The 20,746-nt window shown below is 55.1% G+C and carries 20 protein-coding genes; 8 read left to right on the top strand and 12 right to left on the bottom strand.

The window, feature by feature from the left end:
• The first annotated feature begins 105 nt into the window (after positions 1-105).
• Both mscL and RCI_RS02765 read left to right on the top strand, forming a co-directional pair.
• A complete protein-coding gene (gene mscL / locus RCI_RS02770) occupies positions 106-444 on the top strand; it encodes a large conductance mechanosensitive channel protein MscL (RefSeq protein WP_231844922.1) in 339 nt (112 codons plus the stop codon).
• A 57-nt stretch (positions 445-501) separates the two neighbouring features.
• Complete coding sequence (locus RCI_RS02765; RefSeq protein WP_012034856.1) at positions 502-1,599, top strand: tetratricopeptide repeat protein; 1,098 nt, start codon at positions 502-504, stop codon at positions 1,597-1,599.
• Positions 1,600-1,712: 113 nt separating this feature from the next.
• Here the strand turns inward: RCI_RS02765 and RCI_RS02760 are convergent, their stop codons facing one another.
• The 4 genes from RCI_RS02760 to RCI_RS02745 form a co-directional block, all read right to left on the bottom strand.
• A complete protein-coding gene (locus RCI_RS02760; protein WP_158308856.1) occupies positions 1,713-2,750 on the bottom strand; it encodes a tetratricopeptide repeat protein in 1,038 nt (345 codons plus the stop codon).
• An 86-nt stretch (positions 2,751-2,836) separates the two neighbouring features.
• Positions 2,837-4,300, bottom strand: a complete 1,464-nt coding sequence (gene tgtA, locus RCI_RS02755; protein ID WP_012034854.1) for a tRNA guanosine(15) transglycosylase TgtA — start codon at positions 4,298-4,300, stop codon at positions 2,837-2,839.
• Between the two features lie 102 nt (positions 4,301-4,402).
• The gene (locus RCI_RS02750) at positions 4,403-4,723 is read right to left on the bottom strand and encodes a hypothetical protein (protein ID WP_012034853.1); all 321 of its coding nucleotides are present in this window, start codon (positions 4,721-4,723) and stop codon (positions 4,403-4,405) included.
• Between the two features lie 93 nt (positions 4,724-4,816).
• Positions 4,817-4,993, bottom strand: a complete 177-nt coding sequence (locus tag RCI_RS02745) for a hypothetical protein (protein WP_012034852.1) — start codon at positions 4,991-4,993, stop codon at positions 4,817-4,819.
• 193 nt (positions 4,994-5,186) lie between these two features.
• Between RCI_RS02745 and RCI_RS02740 the strand changes: the two genes are divergently transcribed.
• The 3 genes from RCI_RS02740 (at position 5,187) to RCI_RS02735 (ending at position 6,713) form a co-directional block, all read left to right on the top strand.
• Positions 5,187-5,432, top strand: coding sequence for a glutaredoxin domain-containing protein (locus tag RCI_RS02740; protein WP_012034851.1), 246 nt, complete (start codon positions 5,187-5,189; stop codon positions 5,430-5,432).
• Between the two features lie 356 nt (positions 5,433-5,788).
• Positions 5,789-5,938, top strand: coding sequence for a hypothetical protein (locus tag RCI_RS16885; protein ID WP_158308855.1), 150 nt, complete (start codon positions 5,789-5,791; stop codon positions 5,936-5,938).
• A 106-nt stretch (positions 5,939-6,044) separates the two neighbouring features.
• Entirely contained in the window at positions 6,045-6,713 is a 669-nt protein-coding gene (locus RCI_RS02735; RefSeq protein ID WP_012034850.1) for an NAD(P)/FAD-dependent oxidoreductase, read from the top strand.
• A gap of 77 nt (positions 6,714-6,790) precedes the next feature.
• Here RCI_RS02735 and RCI_RS02730 read toward each other — a convergent pair whose 3' ends face one another.
• Together RCI_RS02730 and mgtA are read right to left on the bottom strand one after the other, a co-directional pair.
• Positions 6,791-7,195 carry a hypothetical protein gene (locus RCI_RS02730; protein WP_048197911.1) on the bottom strand — a complete coding sequence of 135 codons (405 nt, stop codon included), beginning with the start codon at positions 7,193-7,195 and terminating at the stop codon, positions 6,791-6,793.
• Positions 7,196-7,304: 109 nt separating this feature from the next.
• Positions 7,305-9,842 carry a magnesium-translocating P-type ATPase gene (gene mgtA / locus RCI_RS02725; RefSeq protein WP_012034848.1) on the bottom strand — a complete coding sequence of 846 codons (2,538 nt, stop codon included), beginning with the start codon at positions 9,840-9,842 and terminating at the stop codon, positions 7,305-7,307.
• A 109-nt stretch (positions 9,843-9,951) separates the two neighbouring features.
• Here mgtA and RCI_RS02720 point away from each other — a divergent pair, with 109 nt between their 5' ends.
• The 3 genes from RCI_RS02720 (at position 9,952) to RCI_RS02710 (ending at position 13,608) form a co-directional block, all read left to right on the top strand.
• Positions 9,952-10,215 (top strand): bacteriophage holin, encoded by a 264-nt coding sequence (locus tag RCI_RS02720; RefSeq protein ID WP_012034847.1) that lies wholly within the window; start codon positions 9,952-9,954, stop codon positions 10,213-10,215.
• Positions 10,216-10,412: 197 nt separating this feature from the next.
• Positions 10,413-11,645 (top strand): MFS transporter, encoded by a 1,233-nt coding sequence (locus RCI_RS02715; protein WP_012034846.1) that lies wholly within the window; start codon positions 10,413-10,415, stop codon positions 11,643-11,645.
• A 592-nt stretch (positions 11,646-12,237) separates the two neighbouring features.
• A complete protein-coding gene (locus RCI_RS02710; RefSeq protein WP_012034845.1) occupies positions 12,238-13,608 on the top strand; it encodes an NAD(P)/FAD-dependent oxidoreductase in 1,371 nt (456 codons plus the stop codon).
• Positions 13,609-13,642: 34 nt separating this feature from the next.
• On the opposite strand, the gene RCI_RS02705 is transcribed toward RCI_RS02710, so the two are convergent.
• From RCI_RS02705 to RCI_RS02680, 6 genes are all read right to left on the bottom strand, one after another.
• On the bottom strand, positions 13,643-14,773 hold the full coding sequence (locus RCI_RS02705) for a hypothetical protein (RefSeq protein WP_048197909.1): 1,131 nt from the start codon (positions 14,771-14,773) through the stop codon (positions 13,643-13,645).
• A 202-nt stretch (positions 14,774-14,975) separates the two neighbouring features.
• The gene (locus RCI_RS02700) at positions 14,976-16,334 is read right to left on the bottom strand and encodes a TldD/PmbA family protein (protein ID WP_012034843.1); all 1,359 of its coding nucleotides are present in this window, start codon (positions 16,332-16,334) and stop codon (positions 14,976-14,978) included.
• On the bottom strand, positions 16,335-17,711 hold the full coding sequence (locus RCI_RS02695) for a TldD/PmbA family protein (protein ID WP_048197907.1): 1,377 nt from the start codon (positions 17,709-17,711) through the stop codon (positions 16,335-16,337).
• A gap of 57 nt (positions 17,712-17,768) precedes the next feature.
• The gene (locus RCI_RS02690; RefSeq protein WP_012034841.1) at positions 17,769-18,674 is read right to left on the bottom strand and encodes a vWA domain-containing protein; all 906 of its coding nucleotides are present in this window, start codon (positions 18,672-18,674) and stop codon (positions 17,769-17,771) included.
• Between the two features lie 3 nt (positions 18,675-18,677).
• Positions 18,678-19,556, bottom strand: coding sequence for an AAA family ATPase (locus RCI_RS02685; RefSeq protein ID WP_012034840.1), 879 nt, complete (start codon positions 19,554-19,556; stop codon positions 18,678-18,680).
• 41 nt (positions 19,557-19,597) lie between these two features.
• Entirely contained in the window at positions 19,598-20,662 is a 1,065-nt protein-coding gene (locus RCI_RS02680) for a hypothetical protein (protein WP_012034839.1), read from the bottom strand.
• Between the last annotated feature and the right edge of the window lie 84 nt (positions 20,663-20,746).

Raw genomic sequence — 20,746 nt, 5'->3', positions numbered from 1 at the left:
TATTGGGCGAATGTCCGGGGGACGAGCGGGGCTATCCGGCTGCTCTGCTACATTGTATGATCTATTATGGTACTTGTGGCATATCCCCTAAAAGTATATCAACAAATGGTTAAAACAGTAGTCGCGGTCTATATGGGTATTATTCAGGAGTTCCGGGAATTTCTCGAGGAATATAAAGTAGTCGGGCTTGCCGTCGCGTTCATCATGGGCGCTACAGTAACGACTCTGGTGCAGTCACTGGTGAACGATATTATTATGCCTTGCATCAATCCGCTGCTGGCATCTACCGGCTCGGACTGGAAGAACGCCACAGCCGTGATCGGGCCGGTTGCACTGAAGTACGGCTCGTTTACGAGCAACCTGATCAACTTCATGATCATCGCGTTCGTGGTATTCCTGATCGCGAAGGTCGTCCTCAAGGAAACCAAGGTCACTAAAAAATGACCTGTTTCCTTCTTTTTTACCTTAAAGTACATAGCCTAAAAAGTCTATCTATTACTCATGCTCAGGGACTATAACAAGAAAGAGATCGAGGACAGGAACAGCCCCGAAGGGCTCGTAGCCTCGGGCAACGTCTATGCCATGAGCGGCCAGTACGACAATGCCTTAGCACATTTTCATAAAGCCCTCAAGCTGAAGCCAGACTGCACAGATGCCTACTATGGGTTAGCCTGCGTGCAGTGCGCTACGGGTAATTTGGAAGAAGCGGAGAAGAGCTTCAAGGACGCCCTGAGGATAGACGATAAACATCCCGGAGCGCACAGTGATCTCGGTAACCTGTACTACTGCCTGGGCAGGCTGGACGAAGCCCTCGCCGAACTGCAAAGATCACTGGAAATCGACCCGCAGCAGCATCTCGCCCACTATCGGCTCGGTCTAGTTTACCTGCGCATGGACAGGGACGATGAGGCAATCGAAGAACTGAAAAAGACTATCTCGCTCAAGCCCTCCTACGCAGATGCGTATACTGCTCTTGGCAGGACCTATGGCCTGCAGGGCAGGCTGGACGAGGCGATCGCCGCTTTCCGGCACGCCATAGCAGAAAAGCCTCAGGATGCCGTGTGCCACTTCGACCTCGGCCTGGCCCTGAGCATGAAAGGGGACCTGGACCCTGCAAATACTGAGTTTGCAGAGGCTATCCGGCTCGACCCTGAATTCCCGGATCCGCATATGGCGATGGGCAGCAACCTGTTTACCGACGGCAAGCTGAACGAGGCGGCTTTCGAGTTCCGGGAAGCGATCCGACTCAACCCCTACCTTGAGGAGGCCCACCTGAAGCTGGCCCAGGTGTACGAGCAGAAAGGCCTGATGGGCGAGGCGGTCAAGGAATACCGGGAGGCGCTGGCCGTCCAGCCTGGCATGTACGAGGCCAACCTGAGCCTGGGCAGAGTCCACATGACCCTCGGCAGGTACGAGGAGGCGATCAGGGAACTGGCATCAGCGGCAGAGGCTCGTCCAGAGAGCGCTATTGCGTATCTTGAGCTGGGAAATGCGTTCTCTAAGCTTGGGTTCGAGAAAGAGGCGAAACAGAACTATGAGAAAGCCTTAAAGCTCGATCCTTCCCTGGAGAGCGCGATCAAAGCGGTTGAGAATAAATAGTACGGATATGACGAACGTCGTGCCGGGCCGGCTGATGGCTGTCTCCAGCATTTGGCGTCGCAGCACGGCGTTCGTTCAGGCATAAGGAAACAATCGGGCTGGAAATCTACCTGTTATATTATTCCGAGCTTATACCTTGCTGTAGCCAGATAGTTTTTGGCCTCCCCGTTGTCGGGGTCGATCTTCTGCACTGTTTCAAACTCCCGTATGGCATCCTCGTATTGTTTCTGTTCCAGGAAGAGGCTGCCGAGGTTTAGGTGTGCCTGGACGAAGTGCTCGTCGAGGGCGATGGCTTTCTCGTAGAATTCCCGGGCTTTTGCCGGGTCGCCCATCCTGGCGTAGTCCCAGCCCAGGCGGTTGTAGGCATCCGGGAAATCAGGGTCCAGGTCCAGAGTCGTCTCGTATTCCCTGATCGCCTCGTCTACCAGGCCTTTATCATCGAGCAGCAGGCCCAGGTTGTAATGGGCTTCCAGAAAGTCCGGGCTGTGCTGGATTGCGATGCGGTAGTTCTGGATGGCTTCGGTGAGCAGGTTTCTCTCGGACTGGGTGACTGCAAGGTTGTAATATGCATCGGGGCTGGAGGGGTTGGCTTTGACTGCCTGCTTGTAGGCGTTTTCCGCTTCCCGCAGGTCTCCCTTATCTGCATAAGCGCCGGCCAGCAGCATGTAGGCGTCGAAGTACTCCGGGTTGAGCTTGACTGCTTCCTGCAGCATCTCGATGGCATCGTCCAGGTATCCGGCGGCCATCAGGGAGATGGCAAAGCCCACCCGGGCTTCCGGCAGGTTGGGCGCCTGCTTGACAAGCTCTGTGAAGACCGGGAGCGCGTCGTCGACCAGCCCGAGCTCGTTGAGGGTGATGGCCAGGCTCAGCCTCGCCTCTACGTAATCGTCTTTCAGCTCGACAGCCTTGCGGAACTCCTGGGACGCCTTTTTCGTCTCGCCGAGGGCATCGTAGGCGATGCCAAGGCTGTAGTGGATCTCGGCACTGTCCGGCCTCAGCTTCGCCGCTTCTTCAAGTTCCCGCACTGCATCGCTATAGCGGCCTTTAATGCCGTAGGCCAGCCCCAGGGCTCGCCTGGCATCCGCATCCCCGGGTCTGGTCTTAACCGCCTGTTCGTAGCTGCTTATTTCGAGATCGATGTCGTAGCCCATAAAAATCACACAGTCATTATCTAATAAGCGCATCAATTGATATAGCTTCGGTAGCAGGAGAGCGGTAAAAAAGAAGAAAAGCCGGCTTACCCGAGCCTTATCAGGCCGGCGATTGCTGCCAGCCGCTCTATGGACTGGCATTCCCAGGGCTGGTCGTAGGCGAAAGTAAATTGCGTGCCGGGATGGGAACTGATGAAGTCGGCGATGTTCTGCAGTGCGGCCTCCCGGGCTTCGCAGTCGAGCTCGGGTATGACCTCCGACTGGCCGATCGGGTAGCTTTCGCTCAGCTCCTCGGGAAATACGCCGAAGGGCGCCTTGACGTGAAATACCCTGTCGAAGCCTCTGGAGTCCACGTCCCGCCTGGTCGTGATGAGAACTTTTCCGCTTACCTGCAGGTTTTTCAGAAGCCGGTTATAGTGTATGACTTCCGGCCGGCGGGCAGACTCCGGGCCCAGGTAGAAGAATGACGATTTCGTCACCCGGTCGAACTTCTCTATGTACGCCGAGTAATTCATCATCTGCTTTAAGCCGGACAGCATTCTGGGGTGGCTCCTGCACCTGCGCTCTACCAGCTCCATCAGGTCCCCGTCGAGGATGCTCTGCTTGATAAGGCGGATTTCGGCAAAGGTCACATAGAGGTTGTGCTCGGCGAGCAGCCTTGTCCTCGTGGCGTCGTCCATGCCTGCGATCTCCTTCGCCGTGTGAGCCATGCATACGGGGCAGGAGCACGGCAGGTGGGTCAGCTGGCCGATGTGGTATGTACCGTCGACTGTCAGGTACCGTCCGTCTTTAGCGTAGAGCGCGTAAGCGGCGCTGTCGAACAGGTCGCAGCCCAGGGCCACTGCCAGCGCAAGCATCATCGGGTGGCCCGCGCCAAACAGGTGGACGACTGCGTCCGGGCCAAGCCCCATCTTTGATCGGACGATCACGTCTACCATGTCTTTATACCTGTAAGTTTCCATCAGTGGCACGACCGCCCCGAGCGGGTAAATGTCGAACCCGATCTCGTACGTCCGCCTCGCCGCCTCCTCTCTGAGGTCGAGATGGGTGGAGCCCTGCACCGGGCCGGCCAGCAGCATGTCGCCTTTGTATGCTTTAGCCTCGGCCTCCCTGGCCAGCGTGATCTCAAGCTCTTCCCGGGCACGGGCGTAAGGCACGTCAGGCGGTGTAGGGATGTCCAGCGGCACCCCGATGTCTGTGCCGATGTCCCGCTCGAACGATACGATGCCCGGGTTGTCAACTTCTACCGAGCCGTAGACCGAGAGCTGGAACGAGCCGGAGTCCGTCATGATCGGCCCGTCGAAGTCCAGCATCTCGTGCAGGCCTTTAGACAGTGCCGCCTCTCTTAGGCGCTCCGTACGATAAATAATATAAGAGTTAGTGATGAGCATCTGGGCCCCGTATCTCTTCAGCTCACGGGGCTCGATCAGTCGCAGGTTGGGGTTGATCACCGGCATTACTGTCGGTGTCTCCACTATACCATGCGGCGTGTATAGCTTGCCAATTCTGCCTAAAAGGTCCTTTTCAGTGATCTCGAAAACGTCGGACATCAGAGTTCAGGAATATCATAACGCCTGCTGATATATAAAGAATACTTGCGGCTGCTATCGGCTGTGACTGTTATCAGCTGTAGCTGCTGTCAGCCACCACACTCAATCTTCGCCTGAGCGGGCCTTACTTTTCTTCGGCTTTACAGCCTCCGGCATAGCCGCGTTCCTGTCGCTGATCCACCTGACGGTTGCCATGGCGTCCCGGTCTTCTTTCCAGCCTGGCGCCAGCTTCCTGTCGCGGATCATCAGTTCCGCCCAGCGCTGGAGGCGCCGCTCGTTCTCCGAGCAGCTCTTTTCCTCCTTCATGAGATCGCTTGCCGTGCGAAAAGGCGACAGGCTCCTGGTATCCTCTGTCAGCTTAGACGTTATCGGCCTTGTGATCTTTTGTTTAAGCCCTGGCTCTGCCGGCTTTCTGGTGACCATCGGTACGTGGTATCGGGCTCGCCCTGCAAATACTTTTCTGCAGGCCGCCGGGTAGTACGATAATCCAGAGCCAGAACTGGATAGTAAAGGAGCTTACCTGCTCTCTTCCTCTTTGCCCTTCTCAATAAGCTCCTTGACCTTCTGCCCGCCTTTATGGCCGATCTTCGAATAGAATTCGGGGCCGTACTTTTCCTTCACCTTCTCTCCGCCCTTGTGGCCGCCCTTACGGCCTGCTTCCTCGACAGTCATCTCACCCTTTTCTTCTGCCATAGTTTCACCTCTCCCGGGACACTATAGTGATATGTGTGGATTATGCCCCGCATGTGAAGTGAAGGCCGGCCTCTGTAAAATGTTGTCCCGGGCAAATCGCGGTGAGGGGAGGGCCATGAGAGTGCATGAGAACATGGTGTAGAGCAGGCCAATAAGGATTTATCTTAGCAGAGACAACCGTCTGGAGAGATCAATGATGGCAGCAAAGGTAAGAGTTTTTTCTCAGCCGACATGCCCGGCGTGCAACGATCTGAAAGAGTACCTGAAGAAGAAGAGAGTCGAGTTCGAGGACATGGATATTACAGCCAGTAAAGACGCGTTCAACGAGCTGACGAAGGTCTACAAGGTCAGGGTTACCCCGCTCCTGGTGATGGGGGATAAGAAGCTCATCGGCTTCGACCCGGCGGAAGTAGATAAGCTGCTTGCCGAAAATAAGTGATAATTTATCGCACCGGGCATCAGGGTTATCGTATCCCTCATGCCCTGTGTGGCAGGCAGGACTGTAGAAGAAGTTCTGGTGCGCCTGTCGTAGTGGTAGTAGTATTAATGGTCGGGAGCCTGAGGTGAATTTGCACGTTGATCGTGCATCTATCCGGGCTTTGCAGGACTACTAACCGCCTGGATAGCAAAAGCAACTGCTCCGGGCCATTTTTCGCCTGGCGTATTTATACCTTGCTCCTGAACTCCGCTTTTTCACAGGGGTTATCACCGATATTTTTGAAAAATCCTTGGCCAGCATTAAATAATGTGATTTTTATATTACAGTCTGCTTCCAGAACACAAACGGTGATACAGATGGAACAGACACTTGAAAGGCAGACTATTGCAACAGACGACGACAGTATGATCGTGGCTGTGAACTACTGTGTGAACACCAACAGGACTTATATCTACGAGTTGAAGGACGGGGATATAGTGAGTGAGAAAGTCGTGCACGGTGTTTAGTGGCGGCACAGGCCGCCCGACTATTTTGTAAAAAGAATTATATAAATGCTACTTATAATACTCTTGCGACTATATTGCAATCTAGCATTTTCCAAGAGTTGATATGATGATCACAAAGAAGGACTTACTGGATAAAGCCGCCATTTTACAGAGGGATAAGGAAACCTACGCCATCGCACCCCATATTGCGGGAGGCATCTGCGATTCCAACACCCTGAGAAAGCTCGCAGACGTGGCAGATAAATATCACGCCGCTGCCATCAAGATCACTGGTGCTCAGCGCATCGCAATTGTCGGGCTCAAGGAAGAAGACATCGACAAAGCCTGGACAGACCTGGGGATCAAGCCGGGCGCAGCCGTGGGCATGTGTGTCAGGAGCATCAAAGTCTGCCCCGGCACCACCTTCTGCAAGAGGGGCGTACAGGACAGCGTAGGACTGGGCCTGGCGCTTGACTCCGCGTACCATGGCATGACCACGCCCTCCAAGTTCAAGATCGGCGTCTCCGGCTGTCCTAACAGTTGCGGAGAATCCTGGCTGAAGGACCTTGGCTTCCTCGGCACCGGCAAAGGCTTCAAGTGCATAGTCGGCGGAGACGGGGGCAGGACTCCCCGGATCGGCAGAGAGCTGGTGGACGGGCTTACTATTGACCAGGCGAAGACGCTCGCCGAAAAGATCATCCAGTACTACCGGACCAACGGGAAGGAGCGAGAACGCATGGGCGCTTTCATCGACCGTATCGGCTGGGACGAGTTCAAGAAGAACGTGCTGGACTAAAAAAGAAGAAGTAGCGAAAAGCGGCTTGATGCTGTAAGCTGCAAGCCGCATCCCGGGCTACCTGCGATTCGCTCCACTTACCAGCTGAGATCAGTGCTCACGATGGCAGTCTCATCGTTATAGTTGTCTATTACGAAGTAGTAGGTACCATCTTCATAGGCCGTGAATTCTCCGGACACTGAGGGCTCGGCATAATCATAGTATATATAATCCCACTCCTCGGAGTTTGCCTGCAGGAGCTTGTAGTTATCCTCATCGACGATGTATATGTCTACCGACGGGCCATTCGAATTGACGGTGTATTTTAATACGTTTCCTTCGTTCAGGCCGACCTCAACTCCCTCGAAGGTATAACCATCCAGGGTGTAAGTTTTCTTCGACATGCCTGTATTGATGCTTTTGCTGAAGTTACAGACCGAACAACAGCCGCAAACCAGGGCTGTCAGGGCAATTATCGAGACAAGAATGATCAGTTTCCTCATGGATATCACACTATTGCCATAAATGGCAGTTATTATTGGCCCTAATCGGTTAATAAGATTACGATTACCTAAAAGTCGATAGCTCTGTCAGTAGTTGTCTATGGCCGCCTTAAAATTTCACATATCGATAAAATACTGCTTTTGCCACCTCTGCCAGTCCGATGTAAAGGACTATGATGACTGCCAGTGCCATCAGGAAATGGGCTGGCAGTGGCACGAATCCCATCAGCCATGCCAGCGGTGAGTAGGGCAGTATAAGGACTAGCAATGCTATAAGCAGCGTAGCTGCAACTAAGTACCTGCTCGGCTTACTCTGGAAGAACGGCCGCCTGGTGCGGATGACCAGCACGATAAGGCTGGCTGAAATGACTGATTCGACGAACCACCCGGTCCTTAACTGATCAGGCGTGGCGTTCAGCAGCAGAAGCAGCACTCCGAAGGTAGCGAAATCGAAAATTGAGCTTACGAGGCCGAACACGAGCATGAACTTTTTGATGAATTCTATGTTCCACCTGCGCGGCACCTCTACCAGCTCGCTGTCAACCGAGTCTGTGGCGATGGTCATTTCCGGAAAATCTGTCAGCAGGTTCGTCAGCAGGATCTGCTTGGGGAGCAGCGGCAGAAACGGCAGGATCAATGAAGCTCCCGCCATACTGAACATGTTGCCGAAGTTGGCGCTGGTGGCCATGAACACGTACTTCAGGGTATTAGCAAAGGTCTTTCGACCTTCTTCAATACCGTCAGTCAGTACCTTGAGGTCATTTTCGAGCAGCACGATAGCTGCCGCTTCCTTCGCCACGTCGACAGCACTGTCCACCGAGATACCTACGTCTGCCACATGCAGGGCTGGCGCATCGTTGATTCCATCTCCCATGTAGCCGACGACGTGTCCCGCCATCTTTAGGACGTGGATGATGCGCTCCTTCTGGTTCGGCTCGACCTCGGCGAAAACATCTACGTCGTTGACTCTCGCCCACAGGGCTTCATCGGTCATGTGGTACATCTCCGGGCCCGTGATAATGCCAGGCCGGAGCCCGAGCCGCTCGCTAATGCAGGCCGCTACCAGCCTGTTGTCCCCGGTGAAGATCTTCAGGGCTACGCCCTGCCGTTTCATGTCCCGGACTGTATCGACAATGTGAGACTTGATGGGATCGTTAAAGGCGACAATCCCCAGGAATGTCATAGCAACCTCGTCGTCTTTGGTTACTGATACCCTGTTGCCGGCATCCTTATACGCGATCCCCAGCGTGCGTAAGCCTTCTCTGCTGAGAGTCCGGTAGAGCTCATCGATCCTGCCGGCTGCAGCCTCCCTGGGAACGATCTTCCCGTCAGGGAGTTCCGCCGAAGCGCATGTTTCCAGCACCTTGTTCAGGGCGCCTTTGGTGATCAAAACGTTCGACTTGCCGTCCGAGACCAGGACACTAAGCCGTTTCCTGGCGAAATCGTAAGGCACTTCGTCGAGCACTTTGAACTTCGATATGTCCTTTCTGCAGGCTGAGAGTAAGGCATCGTCTATCGGGCTGGTAAAGCTTTTCTCGAAATACGAGTTCAGGTAAGCGTATAGCTGGGCCTTATCGCTGTGCCTGCCATCGATGCCAGAGGCAGAGTGAAACCGAACCTTACCTTCGGTGATAGTGCCGGTTTTATCCGAGCAGAGGACGTTCATGCTGCCGAAGTTCTCAATGGCAGAGAGCTGTTTAACGATCACTTTATGGCGGGCCATCTTTTTGGCGCCCTGCGCCAGGTTGATGCTGATGATGGCGGGCAGGAGCTGCGGCGTCAGTCCAACGGCCAGCGCCAGGGAAAAGATAAAAGAGTCCAGTACCGGCCGGTGCAGAAAGACGTTGATCGCGAATATTGCGAAGATTAGCAGCAGGGTTAGCTCCATGAGGAGATACCCGAAGTGCCGGACGCCCTGTTCAAACTCTGTGGGGGGCTGCCGTAAGATCAGCCGACTGGATACCCGGCCAAATTCGGTCGATCTTCCTGTCCTGACTACGAGCGCTCTGGCAGTGCCGCTGTTCACGTGAGTGCCCATAAACAGCACGTTCGAGCGCGCTGCCGGCGGCGTCTCTCCCGGAAGTACTCCGGGAAATTTCTCTGCCGGATATGATTCCCCCGTCAGCGCAGCTTCGTCGACGAACAGGTCCCTGGCGTCGATGATCACGCTGTCGCCGGGCACGCCATCTCCGGCATTAAGGATGACGACGTCCCCCGGCACTACCTCTTCAAAAGGCACCTCCACTTCCTGCCCGTCTCTGAATACTCTCGCTTTCAGCCGTACTCTGGCTAGCAAGTCTTCTACGGCGTTTGAAGCTTCGTACTCCTGCCAGAAGCCCAGAGCGCCGCTAACGAGTACTATGGCCGCAATAATGACCGAATCTGGAATGTCGCCCAGGTAAAACGACAGGCCGGCGGCGAACAGCAGGATGAGAACGATGGGACTGGTGAACTGGCTCAGGAATAGGCGGGCTGAGTTGCCTCCCTTAACTGGCTTGATCCTGTTCGGGCCGATCGACATCAGGCGCTCTTCGGCCTCCGCCCTCCTCAGCCCTTCCGGGCGGGAGCCGAGGTGGATGTAAAGCTCCGACAGAGGCACACTCCAGAACGGCCGAGTACCGGCCTCAGGCGCTTTCGAGTCCGCCATACAGGTGAAAATTCGCATGCCGCCTAAAACCGTTTACTACGGTTAATCCTGTAAAAAGTACAGGATACCTCTATCTCTGCGGCATTCAATGATAAATACGGTGCGTGGGATGGTTGCCGAACTTAGGCCGACGGCGCTCGGGCTGACGGCAGGAATACTATGGGGCCTGGCCGTACTGGTGACAGGCCTTACAGCAGCACTGTTCGGGTACGGGCTAAAATTCGTGGACGTGGTGGGCTCATTCTACTTAGGCTATGAGCCAACTGTGATCGGGAGTATCCTCGGCGGAGTATGGGGATTCTTCGATGGCCTGATTGGCGGCTTCGTCTTTGCCCTGCTCTACAACTACCTGGCGAAAAAGCTCACGAAGTAGACGTATCTTATCCTGATATCTGCTTCTCGGCAAGTTGCCAGCTCTTTTATTACGTTAGCCACCGTCCCTCCCTCTCCTGTATTGAACAGTATCGTGATGTACCACAGTGAATAGTTACACTCAGGTTTTTGATCAAAGCTATATAGTAGAAGCACATTTCGTAGCATCCCTGATAGCATAAACCGCTGGTGGTAAAAATGGAGCTCAAGGCTCAACAATTAATAGTTCTTCTAGTTTCAATGTTCATCTTCACACTCGGCTTCGGCATCGTCGTGCCGGTGTTCGGATATCTCACCAAGGATATGGGCGCTTCCGCCCTCGATCTGGGGCTGCTGATGGCGACTATGTCGCTTATGCAGTTCCTCTGCGCTCCTACCTGGGGTAAGCTGTCGGACAGGATCGGGAGAAAGCCGGTCATGCTGATCGGCCTGTTCGGGTTCGCCCTGTCGTTCATCCTGACCGGGTTCTCGACTCAGCTGTGGATGCTGTTCGCCGCCCAGATTCTCGGCGGCCTGCTCTCCGCGGGCATATGGCCTGCGGTGCTGGCCTACGTGACCGACATCAGCAGCCCGGAAGACCGGGGCAAGCTGATGGGCTTCATGGGTGCCGCCTCCGGGCTGGGCATCATCGTAGGCCCGGCGATCTCGAGCATCCTGGCCGGCTGGGGCCTGACGGTGCCGTTCTTCGCGGCCGCTGCTATCGCTCTGGCAACCATGCTCATGGGCGCGGTACTGCTCCCGGAGTCCCTGCAGAAAGGGAAGCACATCAGCAAAGGGCCGAAGGTTGCACTGCTCGACACACTGAAGACTCCTCTCGGGATGATCTTCTTCATTATGCTGATGGTGAGCTTTGCGGGCGCCTGCCTGGACGGCACGGCAACTTACTTCATCATGGATAAGTTCAGCCTCACAGAGGCCGCTTCCAGCATGCCCGTGCTGAACTTCACTATGACGCTGACCGGCCCCAACGTCATGGGCATCATCTTCACGATCATGGGTATCATGAGCGTCATCAGCCAGCTGGCAGTAGGGCCGCTCATCCAGAAGTACGGGGAGAAAAACACGATGGTCTTCGGGCTCATCCTCGTGGCCGTCGGCATGATGTGCATGCCGTTCTCTATGGGTCTGGCCACGCTAGTCATCACCGTCAGCGTGATGGGCGTCGGAATGAACCTTGTCAACCCAGCGGTCAACACGCTGGTCTCAAAGCAGGCCCCGCCCGACCGGATCGGCGCCATGATGGGCTTACTCGGCTCCTTCAACAGCATCGGCAGAGTCCTCGGCCCGTCCGTGGGTGGCGCAGCCTACATGATCAGCATGACGCTGCCCTATATCGGCTCCGCCGTCATCGCAGCCGGATGCGCAGGTGCCATGGCGCTGATGGGCAAAAAACTGGGCGCTCCCGGCGAATCTGAGCGCGCTTCCCAGTAAGATAAAATGCGGATGCAGCGATTGCTGTGTCCGCCTCTACCGAGTTGTACTAACCCTGCGCTGTGTCGGCTGTCTCTATTGCAGGGATACCTGTGAATAGTTGTCTGTGTGTGGGTGAACGTTGTCGAACGCTGCGCTGTGCTAATCCTCACAGATGCCACAGATCCTGATTGATTCCACAGATTTCTCTGCTGGATCCACAGATTACTACTCGATATCACAGATGGAATACGCTAATACTATTAGATCATCGATAGCAATCCTAAGAGTACTCGATCAGAATATTTTTTAGTTATCTGTGGAATCCATCGTAATCTGTGCTATCCATAGAAATCTGTGGATTCTGTATCAATCTGTGGCATCTGTGAGGGTCTGGCACAGCGCAGCGTTCGTCTTGCTGTCTCACCACACTTAAGCAACCAGAAACGCACAGCACAGCTTTCTTTTTTGTCGATTTGCCAGGTAAAGGCAATTCATTGTCCACATAATTCCCGAAATATCCCAGAAATTATTTATATCGCCGCAAGAAAATCTATAATGTACCGTCATCACGGCATACAGTTGTATAGCAGACAGGAACAGGAGCTATAGCTTGGCTAAGCCTAAAGTGATCATCGTCGGAGCCGGGCCGGGAGGCCTTCTGGCAGCCCATAAGCTGGCAGAGAGCGCAAATGTGACCATCGTCGAGAAAGGCAAGGATATCGGCCAGCGCTCCTGTCAGGTGATGAAGGGTAAGGACTGTATTTATTGTAACGTCTGCAGTGTGACCGCAGGAGTAGGCGGGGCCGGGGGCATGTCGGACGGCAAGCTGAACCTGAGCTCGCAGGTGGGCGGGGACTGGGCGGAGTTTGTCACCAACAGGCGGGCTGAAGAGCTCATCGAAGAGGTAGACCAGTACTTTATCAAGCACGGCGCTCCCCCCGAGGACCCGCACGTGCCACCGTCTGCGTTAGCGACCCGGGCTGCGGCGAGCGGCATCGAGTTCATACCCATCAGGCAAAAGCACATCGGCAGCGACATGCTCCCGAAAGTGATCGGCTCGATGGAGGCCGACCTGAAAGAGAGGGGCGTCAAATTTCTGCTGAACACCCTCGTATCCGGCGTAGCCGTGGATGACGGTAAAGTTTCAGGCGTTATAGCCGGCGGAAAGAAAATCCGGGCAGACTATGTGCTTCTGGCCCCGGGGAGATCGGCCAGCACCTGGCTCGGGGAAGAGCTGAAAAAGTTCGGGGTGCCCCTCAAGTACATGCCTATCGACGTAGGGGTCAGGGTCGAGGTCCCATCTCTGGTCTACGAAGAGGCGGTGCAGGTCAACTGGGATCCCAAGTTCAGGATGTATACGCCCACTTACGATGACATGGTCAGGACTTTCTGCACCTGCCCCTACGGCTTCGTGGTGCAGGATACCTACGAGGCAGGCGTAGGCGCCAACGGGCACTCCCAGCGCACCTGCCGGTCGAACAACACCAACTTCTCGTTCTTGACCAAGATCGCTCTTACAGAGCCGCTTGAGAACACGAACGAGTACGGCGCCACCATCGCTCAGCAGGCTAAGACCATCGGCGGCGGAAAGCCCATCCTCCAGAGGCTCGGAGACCTGCGGCGCGGCCGCCGGTCCACCTGGTCCCGGCTGCAGCGCAGCTTCGTCCAGCCGACACTCAAAGCTGTCACTCCTGGCGATATATCCATGGCATTACCACACAGAGTAGTCACCAACATCATAGAGGGCCTGGACATGCTCGATCGAGTCGTTCCCGGGGTTGCATCAGACACCACCCTGCTCTATGCCCCCGAGATCAAGTTCGCCGCCATCCGTCCCGACACCAGAGAGCACTTCGAAGTCGTCAACGTCGACAACTTATTTGTAGCAGGCGACGGCGCAGGCTTAACAAGAGGTATAGTGCCGGCTGCAGCTACGGGAATCGAGGCCGCCGACGGCATACTCAATAAAATAAAGCCCTAAAAAGTCGCTCTGTGCGTCTCTGCTGTAGGAATACTCAGGACTCCAGCCTTGTCAGCGTTCTTAGCTCGTCGATGGAGGCACGGGCCTGCTCTCTGTCGCCGGGGGCGTCTTTTGAGATCAGGTCGTAGTACTCGTCTTCTATGTAGCCTACCGCTCGCTTCAGCTTTTCGGAGTCGAAGTGGTCGATGTACTTGCGGATGACGTACGCTTTGAAGGTAATATCCTGATATGGGTCTGTTCTGGACCGGCGGGTCAGGAACCAGATGGGCACGATGGACAGCAGCAGTATGAACGATATGGCGGCCAGGATGGTGTCCATGCCGGGCATCACCAGCTGAGCTCCGCCTTTATTGATGGTAATGGGTTTGCCCAGCAGCATCTGATCGCCGGCTGTGGCAATGATGCCCCATTTGCCTTCGCTGGTGAAGGTGAAGTCTTCACTGGTGATGGGATAGAAGATCCCCTCCGGGGATACTGCGATCAGGTCTATGCCCCTGTTGCTGAGGCCTTCGAATACTGACAGGGATATGGATGTCGGTTCCTGTACTGTGGCAGCTGTCGGGGCGTTGATGCGGATAGCCCGGTCTATCTCTATCACGTCCCTGTTTCCGTCGAGCGGCCTGGAGTACTGGACAAGGTTCACCCTCCCCGGGATATCCTGGAATACGACCGGTGTTCCGCCTTCGACTATGCCTGCGGCGAACCCGTTAATCGGAGGAACGACCAGGGTCAGATTGTAGTAGTCGACTATCGATACATACTGCGCAAATGTATCCAGGTAAGGCTCGACATTGCGGGGCAGCAGGGTCGGCGTAAATATAATGTTGTATTTACCTGTTTTTGCCTGTTCGTTGCTGATGTTTATCTCGAAGTGGACCAGTTTCGACTCGCCAGGAGACAGGACGAATGCGGCCGGTGTCACATTAATCCAGGTGATGGCGACCGGGTCGTCGACAGTAACCCTGATCACGTAGACTCCGTCCTGCTGGCCATCGTTTAATACGACGAATGAGCTGTTATAGGTGTATGGCAGCGTGTCGGCTTCTATAAAGGTCTCTGTCGGCGCGAAGACTTTCACACCGCTGCCCGCCGCATTCGCGATGCCCACGACAGAATGTGACAATAAGATGATGAGCACAGAGATAATGATTATTCGTCGCATCATGGACTCCCCAGGTGGTTGCATCTCAACCTTTTTCATTATATGTTATTACTTTTATATAAAATTTATGGCGATAAGTAGAATTATAATCAATAGCACAAATAAATTAATAAGATATTATGGTTTGGCAAGCCGGCCGCTATGTATAGAAAAAGTAACGGCGCTGCACCGAACCATTAAACGGGGGTAGCAGCGCAAATATCCTTTATCCAGAGACTCTGACTTTCTCTAGCTTAACGCTCGGGATGTACCCCGCAGCCGCTGACATGCCTGCTTCTACCAGCTTATAGTTATCCGCTATGGTGGCGTGCTGCAACAGCGCCGGCAGATTGCCGCCTATCATGCCGCCCTTGAGTGGATGAGCTATCTGTCCGTCCTTGATCCGGTACCCGGCGTAGATGGCTACGGAGAAGTCGCCGCTGACCCGGTTAGCCGTATGTGCGCCAAGGACGTGCTCTATGATTATGCCATCTCGGACGCCCCTGATCATCTCTTCTTCTGTCATGGTATCTCCTTCGAAGACGATGTTTCGGGCACACGTAGTCGGAGGCACCTTATACGTGGTACCAGACTCATTCCGCTCGGTGTGCATGGCGCTGCCGGTGGGCTTTGCGCCCGCCTCTGCCGCTGAAAACTGATCATATAGCAGGTTGCTCAGGACACCCTTATCCATGATCACTGTCCGCTGGCTGGGGTAGCCCTCCTCGTCCATGATAAACGTGTTTAGGCCTTTATGGTGAGTGCCATCGTCCACTATGGAGAATGTGTCCGAGGCAACCTTCTCCCCCAGTCTGCCGGAGTACACGGATTCGCCCTTGCGCACGTTATCGCCGTAAAGGGCGGGCAGTACGGTGCTGCTGAACAGGTCGAAGGCTGCGTCCGGGCGCAGAATGACGTCCATAGTCCCGGTTTCAAGTCCCTTCTGCCCCAGCTGCGCGATTGCTTTTTCAGTGGCTTTACGCCCCACTTCTTCGACGCTGAAGCTGAGCCTGCGGGAAGATTCTCCCTCGTCGCCATTGACGACGATTCCTCCATCTTTCAGCACAGACATCACGTGGCCGCCAATGAATGTTCCCTCATCGTAGACCATAATGCCGTTCGTATTGGCGACTGCGAAGGAAGCCGTGCCGAAAGACAGTCCGCCTCTGGAAGGCGTCGCCCGGGAATCGAAGGATCCCGCCTCGATCATGTCTCTGGCCATCTCGATCCCGTCTTCGACCACCAGAGTCGCCAGCTTATTATCGTAGATAGACCGGGTGCCGTCATACCTTGCGTTGGCGTGGAACTCGTAATTGCCGGGTTTGCCAAAACGTGCTGCCTGGATGGCCTGCTTCAGGCCGTAGTCTATGGAGGCCTCGTCGCAGTAGGCGTATCCTGTACGGCGATCCCTGATGATGCGGAGGCCTATGCCATAATCCCCGTCCTGGGAGCCGAAAGTGACCTTTCCCGCCTCCACCGCGACGGATGTGAAGCGCTTCTTCTGCACCAGCGCCTCGCATTCGACTCCGGCTGCCCTGGCAGCATTCATAACTTTCTCTGCCACTTGCAGTAGTTCTTCCTTCATCTACTGGCCTCCTACTACGCATTGCGATATCCTGATGTGTGGTCCGCCATCGTCTACCGTTACCGACTGGCCTTTACCACAGATGCCAGCGTGGCCCATCTCTGCATCCTTGCCCACGAGGTCGATCAGCTTCAGGATGTCGAGGGTTCTGCCCGACAGCGATACGTCCCGGAGGGGGTGAGTGATTTCCCCGTTCTCTATCATGTACGCTTCTTGTGCATTAAACTGGAAGAAGCCCTGGGAAGTGTTCACCTGGCCGCCCCTGGATCCCTTGACGTAGACGCCTTTCTTGACGCCCTCCAGCATCTCCTGGAAAGTGGCGTCTCCGGTTTCGATGTGGGTGTTGCTCATCCGCACGATGGGGCGGCTGTGGTACGATTCAGCTCTCGCTCCGCCGTTCGGCTCCATGTTGAGGCGGGCTGCAGACTCCCTGTTGAGAATAAAGTCGGTGAGGACTCCGTCCTTGATCAGAACTTTGGTTCTGGTGCGCACGCCTTCGTCATCGTAGATGTAGCTGCCGAAAAGGCCCGGCAGCGTGGCGTCGTCCTTGATGGTGATGCCAGGGTTTCCGATCTCCTTGCCGATCATTCCTTCAAAGCACGAGTTGCCTGTAGCTACCAGGTCGCCCTCGGAGGCGTGGCCGACAGCCTCATGGGCGAACACGCCTACCAGGCCCGGGTCTGCAATTACGGGCATTGTCCCTGCCGGCGGAGCCCTGGCGCTCAGCAGCGCCACCACAGAAGCAACTGCAGCGTCCGCCTCTTTCAGGTGCTGATCCCCGTCGAAGGCTTCCAGCCCGACAGCCCGCCCGATTCTCCGGCGCACGGACTGGATATGGCTATCCCTCTTGCCAACGAGCTCAATGGTCCAGAGAATCCGGGGCACCTCTGTCTTAATAGCGGCTCCCTCCGAGGAATAGAACTCCTGGATCGTGTACGTATCCTTGTAGCTGACCATGGCGTTAGTCACGAAGTCGTACTTCTTCACGGCGTCGTAAGCCGACTTCAGGTACTCCAGCTTGGTTTCCACGGGCTCGTCCAGGAAGCTGCGCTTCATCTGGATGACAGCCTCGTCCGTCACCGCTGTCACCGGGGCCAGGCGGGCTTTGTCCTTGATGCCCTCGCTGATGCCCTTAGCGATTTTCGCTGCCCTCTCTGCAGCATTGCACAGGGCCTGCTCTGAGCGATCAGAGGTTGTGGCAAAGCCCCAGGCGCCGTCGTATAATACCCTGACGCAGGCGCCGGAATCTTTACCAGAGATAGCCCTGGTAACCTCGCCTTTGCGAGTTTCTATCACTGTACCAGTGACATCCAGCAGCCGGATGTCATAGTAATCGGCCCGGCCTTCCAGCGCCCGGCCTACAGCTTGTATCAGCATGATCACCGGGTAGTAATTTAGTCTGGAATCAGAAAAATCTTTTTGCGAATAAAAAGACTATATTTTTCTGCTGACCATATTGAGGCCTTTGAAGAGCGATTCCATAAGGCTCTCCTTGTTATTGATGGTCATGTACTCGCAGCCCATGCGCCGGACGTCGTTGCCGAACTCCAGCAGCGTGTAGCCGCCGCTCTTCTTGAATTTCCTGGACTCGTCAGTGAGTAGCTGGAGGTACAGCACGTGGACTTTGTTTTGCAGGAGCTTCTTGATCAGGTCGAGCGATCGGACGTTGACGATGACGTCCTCTGCATAGACGCTGCGGCCTATCTCAGGTATGCCGTCCGTCAGGATGATCGCTATCTTGACTCCCGGCCGCCGATGCCAGCCGTTATCGATCATGGACTGGAGCGCGAGGTCGAGCCGGGTGCCACCCGAGCCGTTACTGGTAATAATCTCCTTATACATGTTGGAGCTGAGATTGAACGGGCCCGTGGCTTCGTTGCCGAACTTCCAGAGGTTGATCTCCATGTCCCTGCCCAGCCCCTCCATCAGCGACAGGCACGCCAGCTTGGCATAAGTCTGCGGCGCGTCAGCCTCCTCGATGTTCTGCTGGAGGGCCTGCTTTCGCCACCAGGAAGTCATCGAGTTAGAATCATCGTAAAGCAGCGCCAGCCTCACCTTTTTAATGTCCCTGATGCGCCGGTAGGTGAGCATACCATCCATACTTTTACCCTTGTTGCAGAACTCGGCGATGGTCTTGTGGTAGCTGATAATGCCGGTACCATCATAGGTTTTGTAGATCATCCGCTCGGAAGTAGGTGGTATGATGTGGTAAAACCGGAGAAGGTTTCTGCCGATGGAGCGGCATCCAGTGACCAGCGTATCGTATGCCCGGATATTCGAGGGATCTGCCATGCACCTGGCGCAGGCGATGCGCAAGCGTTTCTCGTCTGGAAAGATCATAAGTTACAGCCTGCTCGCGATCTTCAGCGCCAGCTCGTTCACCGTCTGCAGCGAGACGTAATCCGTCTCATCGGCAATGATCACGCCCTGATGCATGGCGGAGTCGATGAATGCCGTCTTGGCGTCCAGGCCTTCCTCTATGGAGATATCGCAGTACCGTGCCATCTTGATAACGCCGTCGGTCGACAGGCCCTGGGGCAGGGATTTCTCTTCCTGCCAGAGCCGCCTGGTCTCTTCCGCGAAGTCCAGGATGGCGTTGATCAGGACAGGCTGCAGGCCTGGGGTGTAGCTCTTGATGATCTTCTCTTCGGTGAAGCGGCTCGTGTACCCAATGAAGATGGGTATGAAACGGCGTTTTAAGGCTGCGCTCATTTTGAACGTGCCCTCGTCGCCCAGGTTGGCCGTCACGACCAGCACCCAGTCTTTGGGCCGCTGGAGGGTCAGTTCCCTGTACTCGAGGTGCAGCACTCCTGTGGAGAGCAGCATGAACAGGCCGGAGTAGGCTGTCGCAGGAGCCCTGGTGAACTCGTCGATCAGCAGGTTCTTATTTTCCTGCAGGGCGCGAGTCACGATGCCGTCCTTGTAGATGAACTGCCGGGAAAGCTCGGCATTACCCGACATCGAGAGCGGGTGGAACCCTCCGATGGTGTGGTACTCTGTCATACCCTCGGTCGCTTCCATCCGGTAGTAGTCGTCGCCCCGGGAAGCGTATCTCAGGATGTGCTCCGCGATCGTCGTCTTCCCGTTGCCGGGAGGCCCGTACAGCATGATCGGGTACCCGAGATTCAGGTACATGAGCGCTCTGATAATCGCTTCGTCCTGCCCTTTGATCTGGCAGGTTTCTATGATCTTTATTATGTCGTCTCGCTTGAACAGTACCATCCCGATTCCTCACACTTTCTGTTTTCCGTTTTTGGCTTACCTCAGTACTTCTTCTTAAATTCCTGGTCTACCAGCTTGATCAGCCTCTCCGCCTCGGCTTTGGATCCCTCGTCGTGGCGGGCGGCGATCGTGTTATACTCGCTCTTGAACCGGGCAATCGTGGAAGCGGCCCTGAGCCGGTCCACCCGGTCCATGTACTTGTAAAAGACTTCCATCTCTTCGATCAGGCCCTTGTAAGCGTCGATCTTCGGCTCTTCCTGAGCGATGATCTCCGCGATAGGGTGGACGATCTCGTACTTGATGCCTTTGTTCGTGACCGTCCTGCGGACGTTGAAGACGTGCATCAGGAGGTCGTGTATGACGAACATGATAGAGACAATGATGACCGTGAGAAGAAGATAGAACCACAGTGACAGGAGAATGAAGGTGCCGATGTCGCCGGATATGGCCCCGAGGCCGGCAAACATGCTCTGAGAAATCATCCTTGGCGATTCGCCGAAGACCGCCACAGCAGCCGTGGCCACGTACACTGGATACGAGAAGATCGATGCCTTGATGGCTCCCCAGGCCCGCTCCCTGAGCGTGGGGGTTTCCCGGGATATCTCCTTGTAGAAGAAGACCCATACGACCGGGATGATGGCCCACAGCGCAAAGCCGAGCAGCAGCAGGTCGTAGCGCCCGTTACCCATGTACCTCAGCGCATCGGGGAGCAGGGTTGCGAAGCCCGTGCCCGCGAAGATGTACCCGTATAACTCGCCTTCCATATATGTAACCAGCACGACGCCCGCAAGGGCGATCGACATGATGAACAGCGGGAAGAACTGTACGTAAGGCCATAAGATGGATACTGCATCCTTACCTATTATGGATGTGTCAGCTGCAGGATCGTTTGCTATGGCATTAGCCATGAGTTCTGAAACATGTATATCCTGTATGACATTGTACCCAATGCCGACTAACGTAAAGAGGATCAGCCCAAGCACCAGGTAGAGGAGTATTTTGGCTTTACCGTTGACTAACTCACGAAACTTCGGTATCGATGCCACTATCGCGGTCGATAGCAGCAACACGAGGACTATTTCAAATACTTGTATTAGACTGACCATACACCCACCAGGAGCTAAACTGGCTAATTCATATAATCAGCGCATAACATTATATAAATTTTCGTCCTCAAAGCCCCGTATTGC

It is taken from the genome of Methanocella arvoryzae MRE50 (genome assembly GCF_000063445.1).
In the GTDB taxonomy this organism is placed as follows: Archaea; Halobacteriota; Methanocellia; order Methanocellales; family Methanocellaceae; genus Methanocella_A; species Methanocella_A arvoryzae.
The sequence above is the reverse complement of the archived record's forward strand: the minus strand, read 5'-3'. Positions and strand labels throughout refer to the sequence as shown.

Excerpts from the sequence above, each read along its gene's own strand:
- RCI_RS02730 (WP_048197911.1), bottom strand. The coding sequence starts at position 7,195 with ATGAGGAAACTGATCATTCTTGTCTCGATAATTGCCCTGACAGCCCTG.
- mscL (WP_231844922.1), top strand. The coding sequence starts at position 106 with ATGGTTAAAACAGTAGTCGCGGTCTATATGGGTATTATTCAGGAGTTC.
- RCI_RS16885 (WP_158308855.1), top strand. The coding sequence starts at position 5,789 with ATGGAACAGACACTTGAAAGGCAGACTATTGCAACAGACGACGACAGT.
- RCI_RS02745 (WP_012034852.1), bottom strand. The coding sequence starts at position 4,993 with ATGGCAGAAGAAAAGGGTGAGATGACTGTCGAGGAAGCAGGCCGTAAG.
- RCI_RS02695 (WP_048197907.1), bottom strand. The coding sequence starts at position 17,711 with ATGCTGATACAAGCTGTAGGCCGGGCGCTGGAAGGCCGGGCCGATTAC.
- RCI_RS02750 (WP_012034853.1), bottom strand. The coding sequence starts at position 4,723 with ATGGTCACCAGAAAGCCGGCAGAGCCAGGGCTTAAACAAAAGATCACA.
- RCI_RS02700 (WP_012034843.1), bottom strand. The coding sequence starts at position 16,334 with ATGAAGGAAGAACTACTGCAAGTGGCAGAGAAAGTTATGAATGCTGCC.
- tgtA (WP_012034854.1), bottom strand. The coding sequence starts at position 4,300 with ATGTCCGACGTTTTCGAGATCACTGAAAAGGACCTTTTAGGCAGAATT.
- RCI_RS02720 (WP_012034847.1), top strand. The coding sequence starts at position 9,952 with ATGGTTGCCGAACTTAGGCCGACGGCGCTCGGGCTGACGGCAGGAATA.
- RCI_RS02680 (WP_012034839.1), bottom strand. The coding sequence starts at position 20,662 with ATGGTCAGTCTAATACAAGTATTTGAAATAGTCCTCGTGTTGCTGCTA.
- RCI_RS02705 (WP_048197909.1), bottom strand. The coding sequence starts at position 14,773 with ATGATGCGACGAATAATCATTATCTCTGTGCTCATCATCTTATTGTCA.
- RCI_RS02765 (WP_012034856.1), top strand. The coding sequence starts at position 502 with ATGCTCAGGGACTATAACAAGAAAGAGATCGAGGACAGGAACAGCCCC.
- RCI_RS02735 (WP_012034850.1), top strand. The coding sequence starts at position 6,045 with ATGATCACAAAGAAGGACTTACTGGATAAAGCCGCCATTTTACAGAGG.
- RCI_RS02740 (WP_012034851.1), top strand. The coding sequence starts at position 5,187 with ATGATGGCAGCAAAGGTAAGAGTTTTTTCTCAGCCGACATGCCCGGCG.
- RCI_RS02685 (WP_012034840.1), bottom strand. The coding sequence starts at position 19,556 with ATGGTACTGTTCAAGCGAGACGACATAATAAAGATCATAGAAACCTGC.
- RCI_RS02715 (WP_012034846.1), top strand. The coding sequence starts at position 10,413 with ATGGAGCTCAAGGCTCAACAATTAATAGTTCTTCTAGTTTCAATGTTC.
- mgtA (WP_012034848.1), bottom strand. The coding sequence starts at position 9,842 with ATGGCGGACTCGAAAGCGCCTGAGGCCGGTACTCGGCCGTTCTGGAGT.
- RCI_RS02690 (WP_012034841.1), bottom strand. The coding sequence starts at position 18,674 with ATGATCTTTCCAGACGAGAAACGCTTGCGCATCGCCTGCGCCAGGTGC.
- RCI_RS02760 (WP_158308856.1), bottom strand. The coding sequence starts at position 2,750 with ATGGGCTACGACATCGATCTCGAAATAAGCAGCTACGAACAGGCGGTT.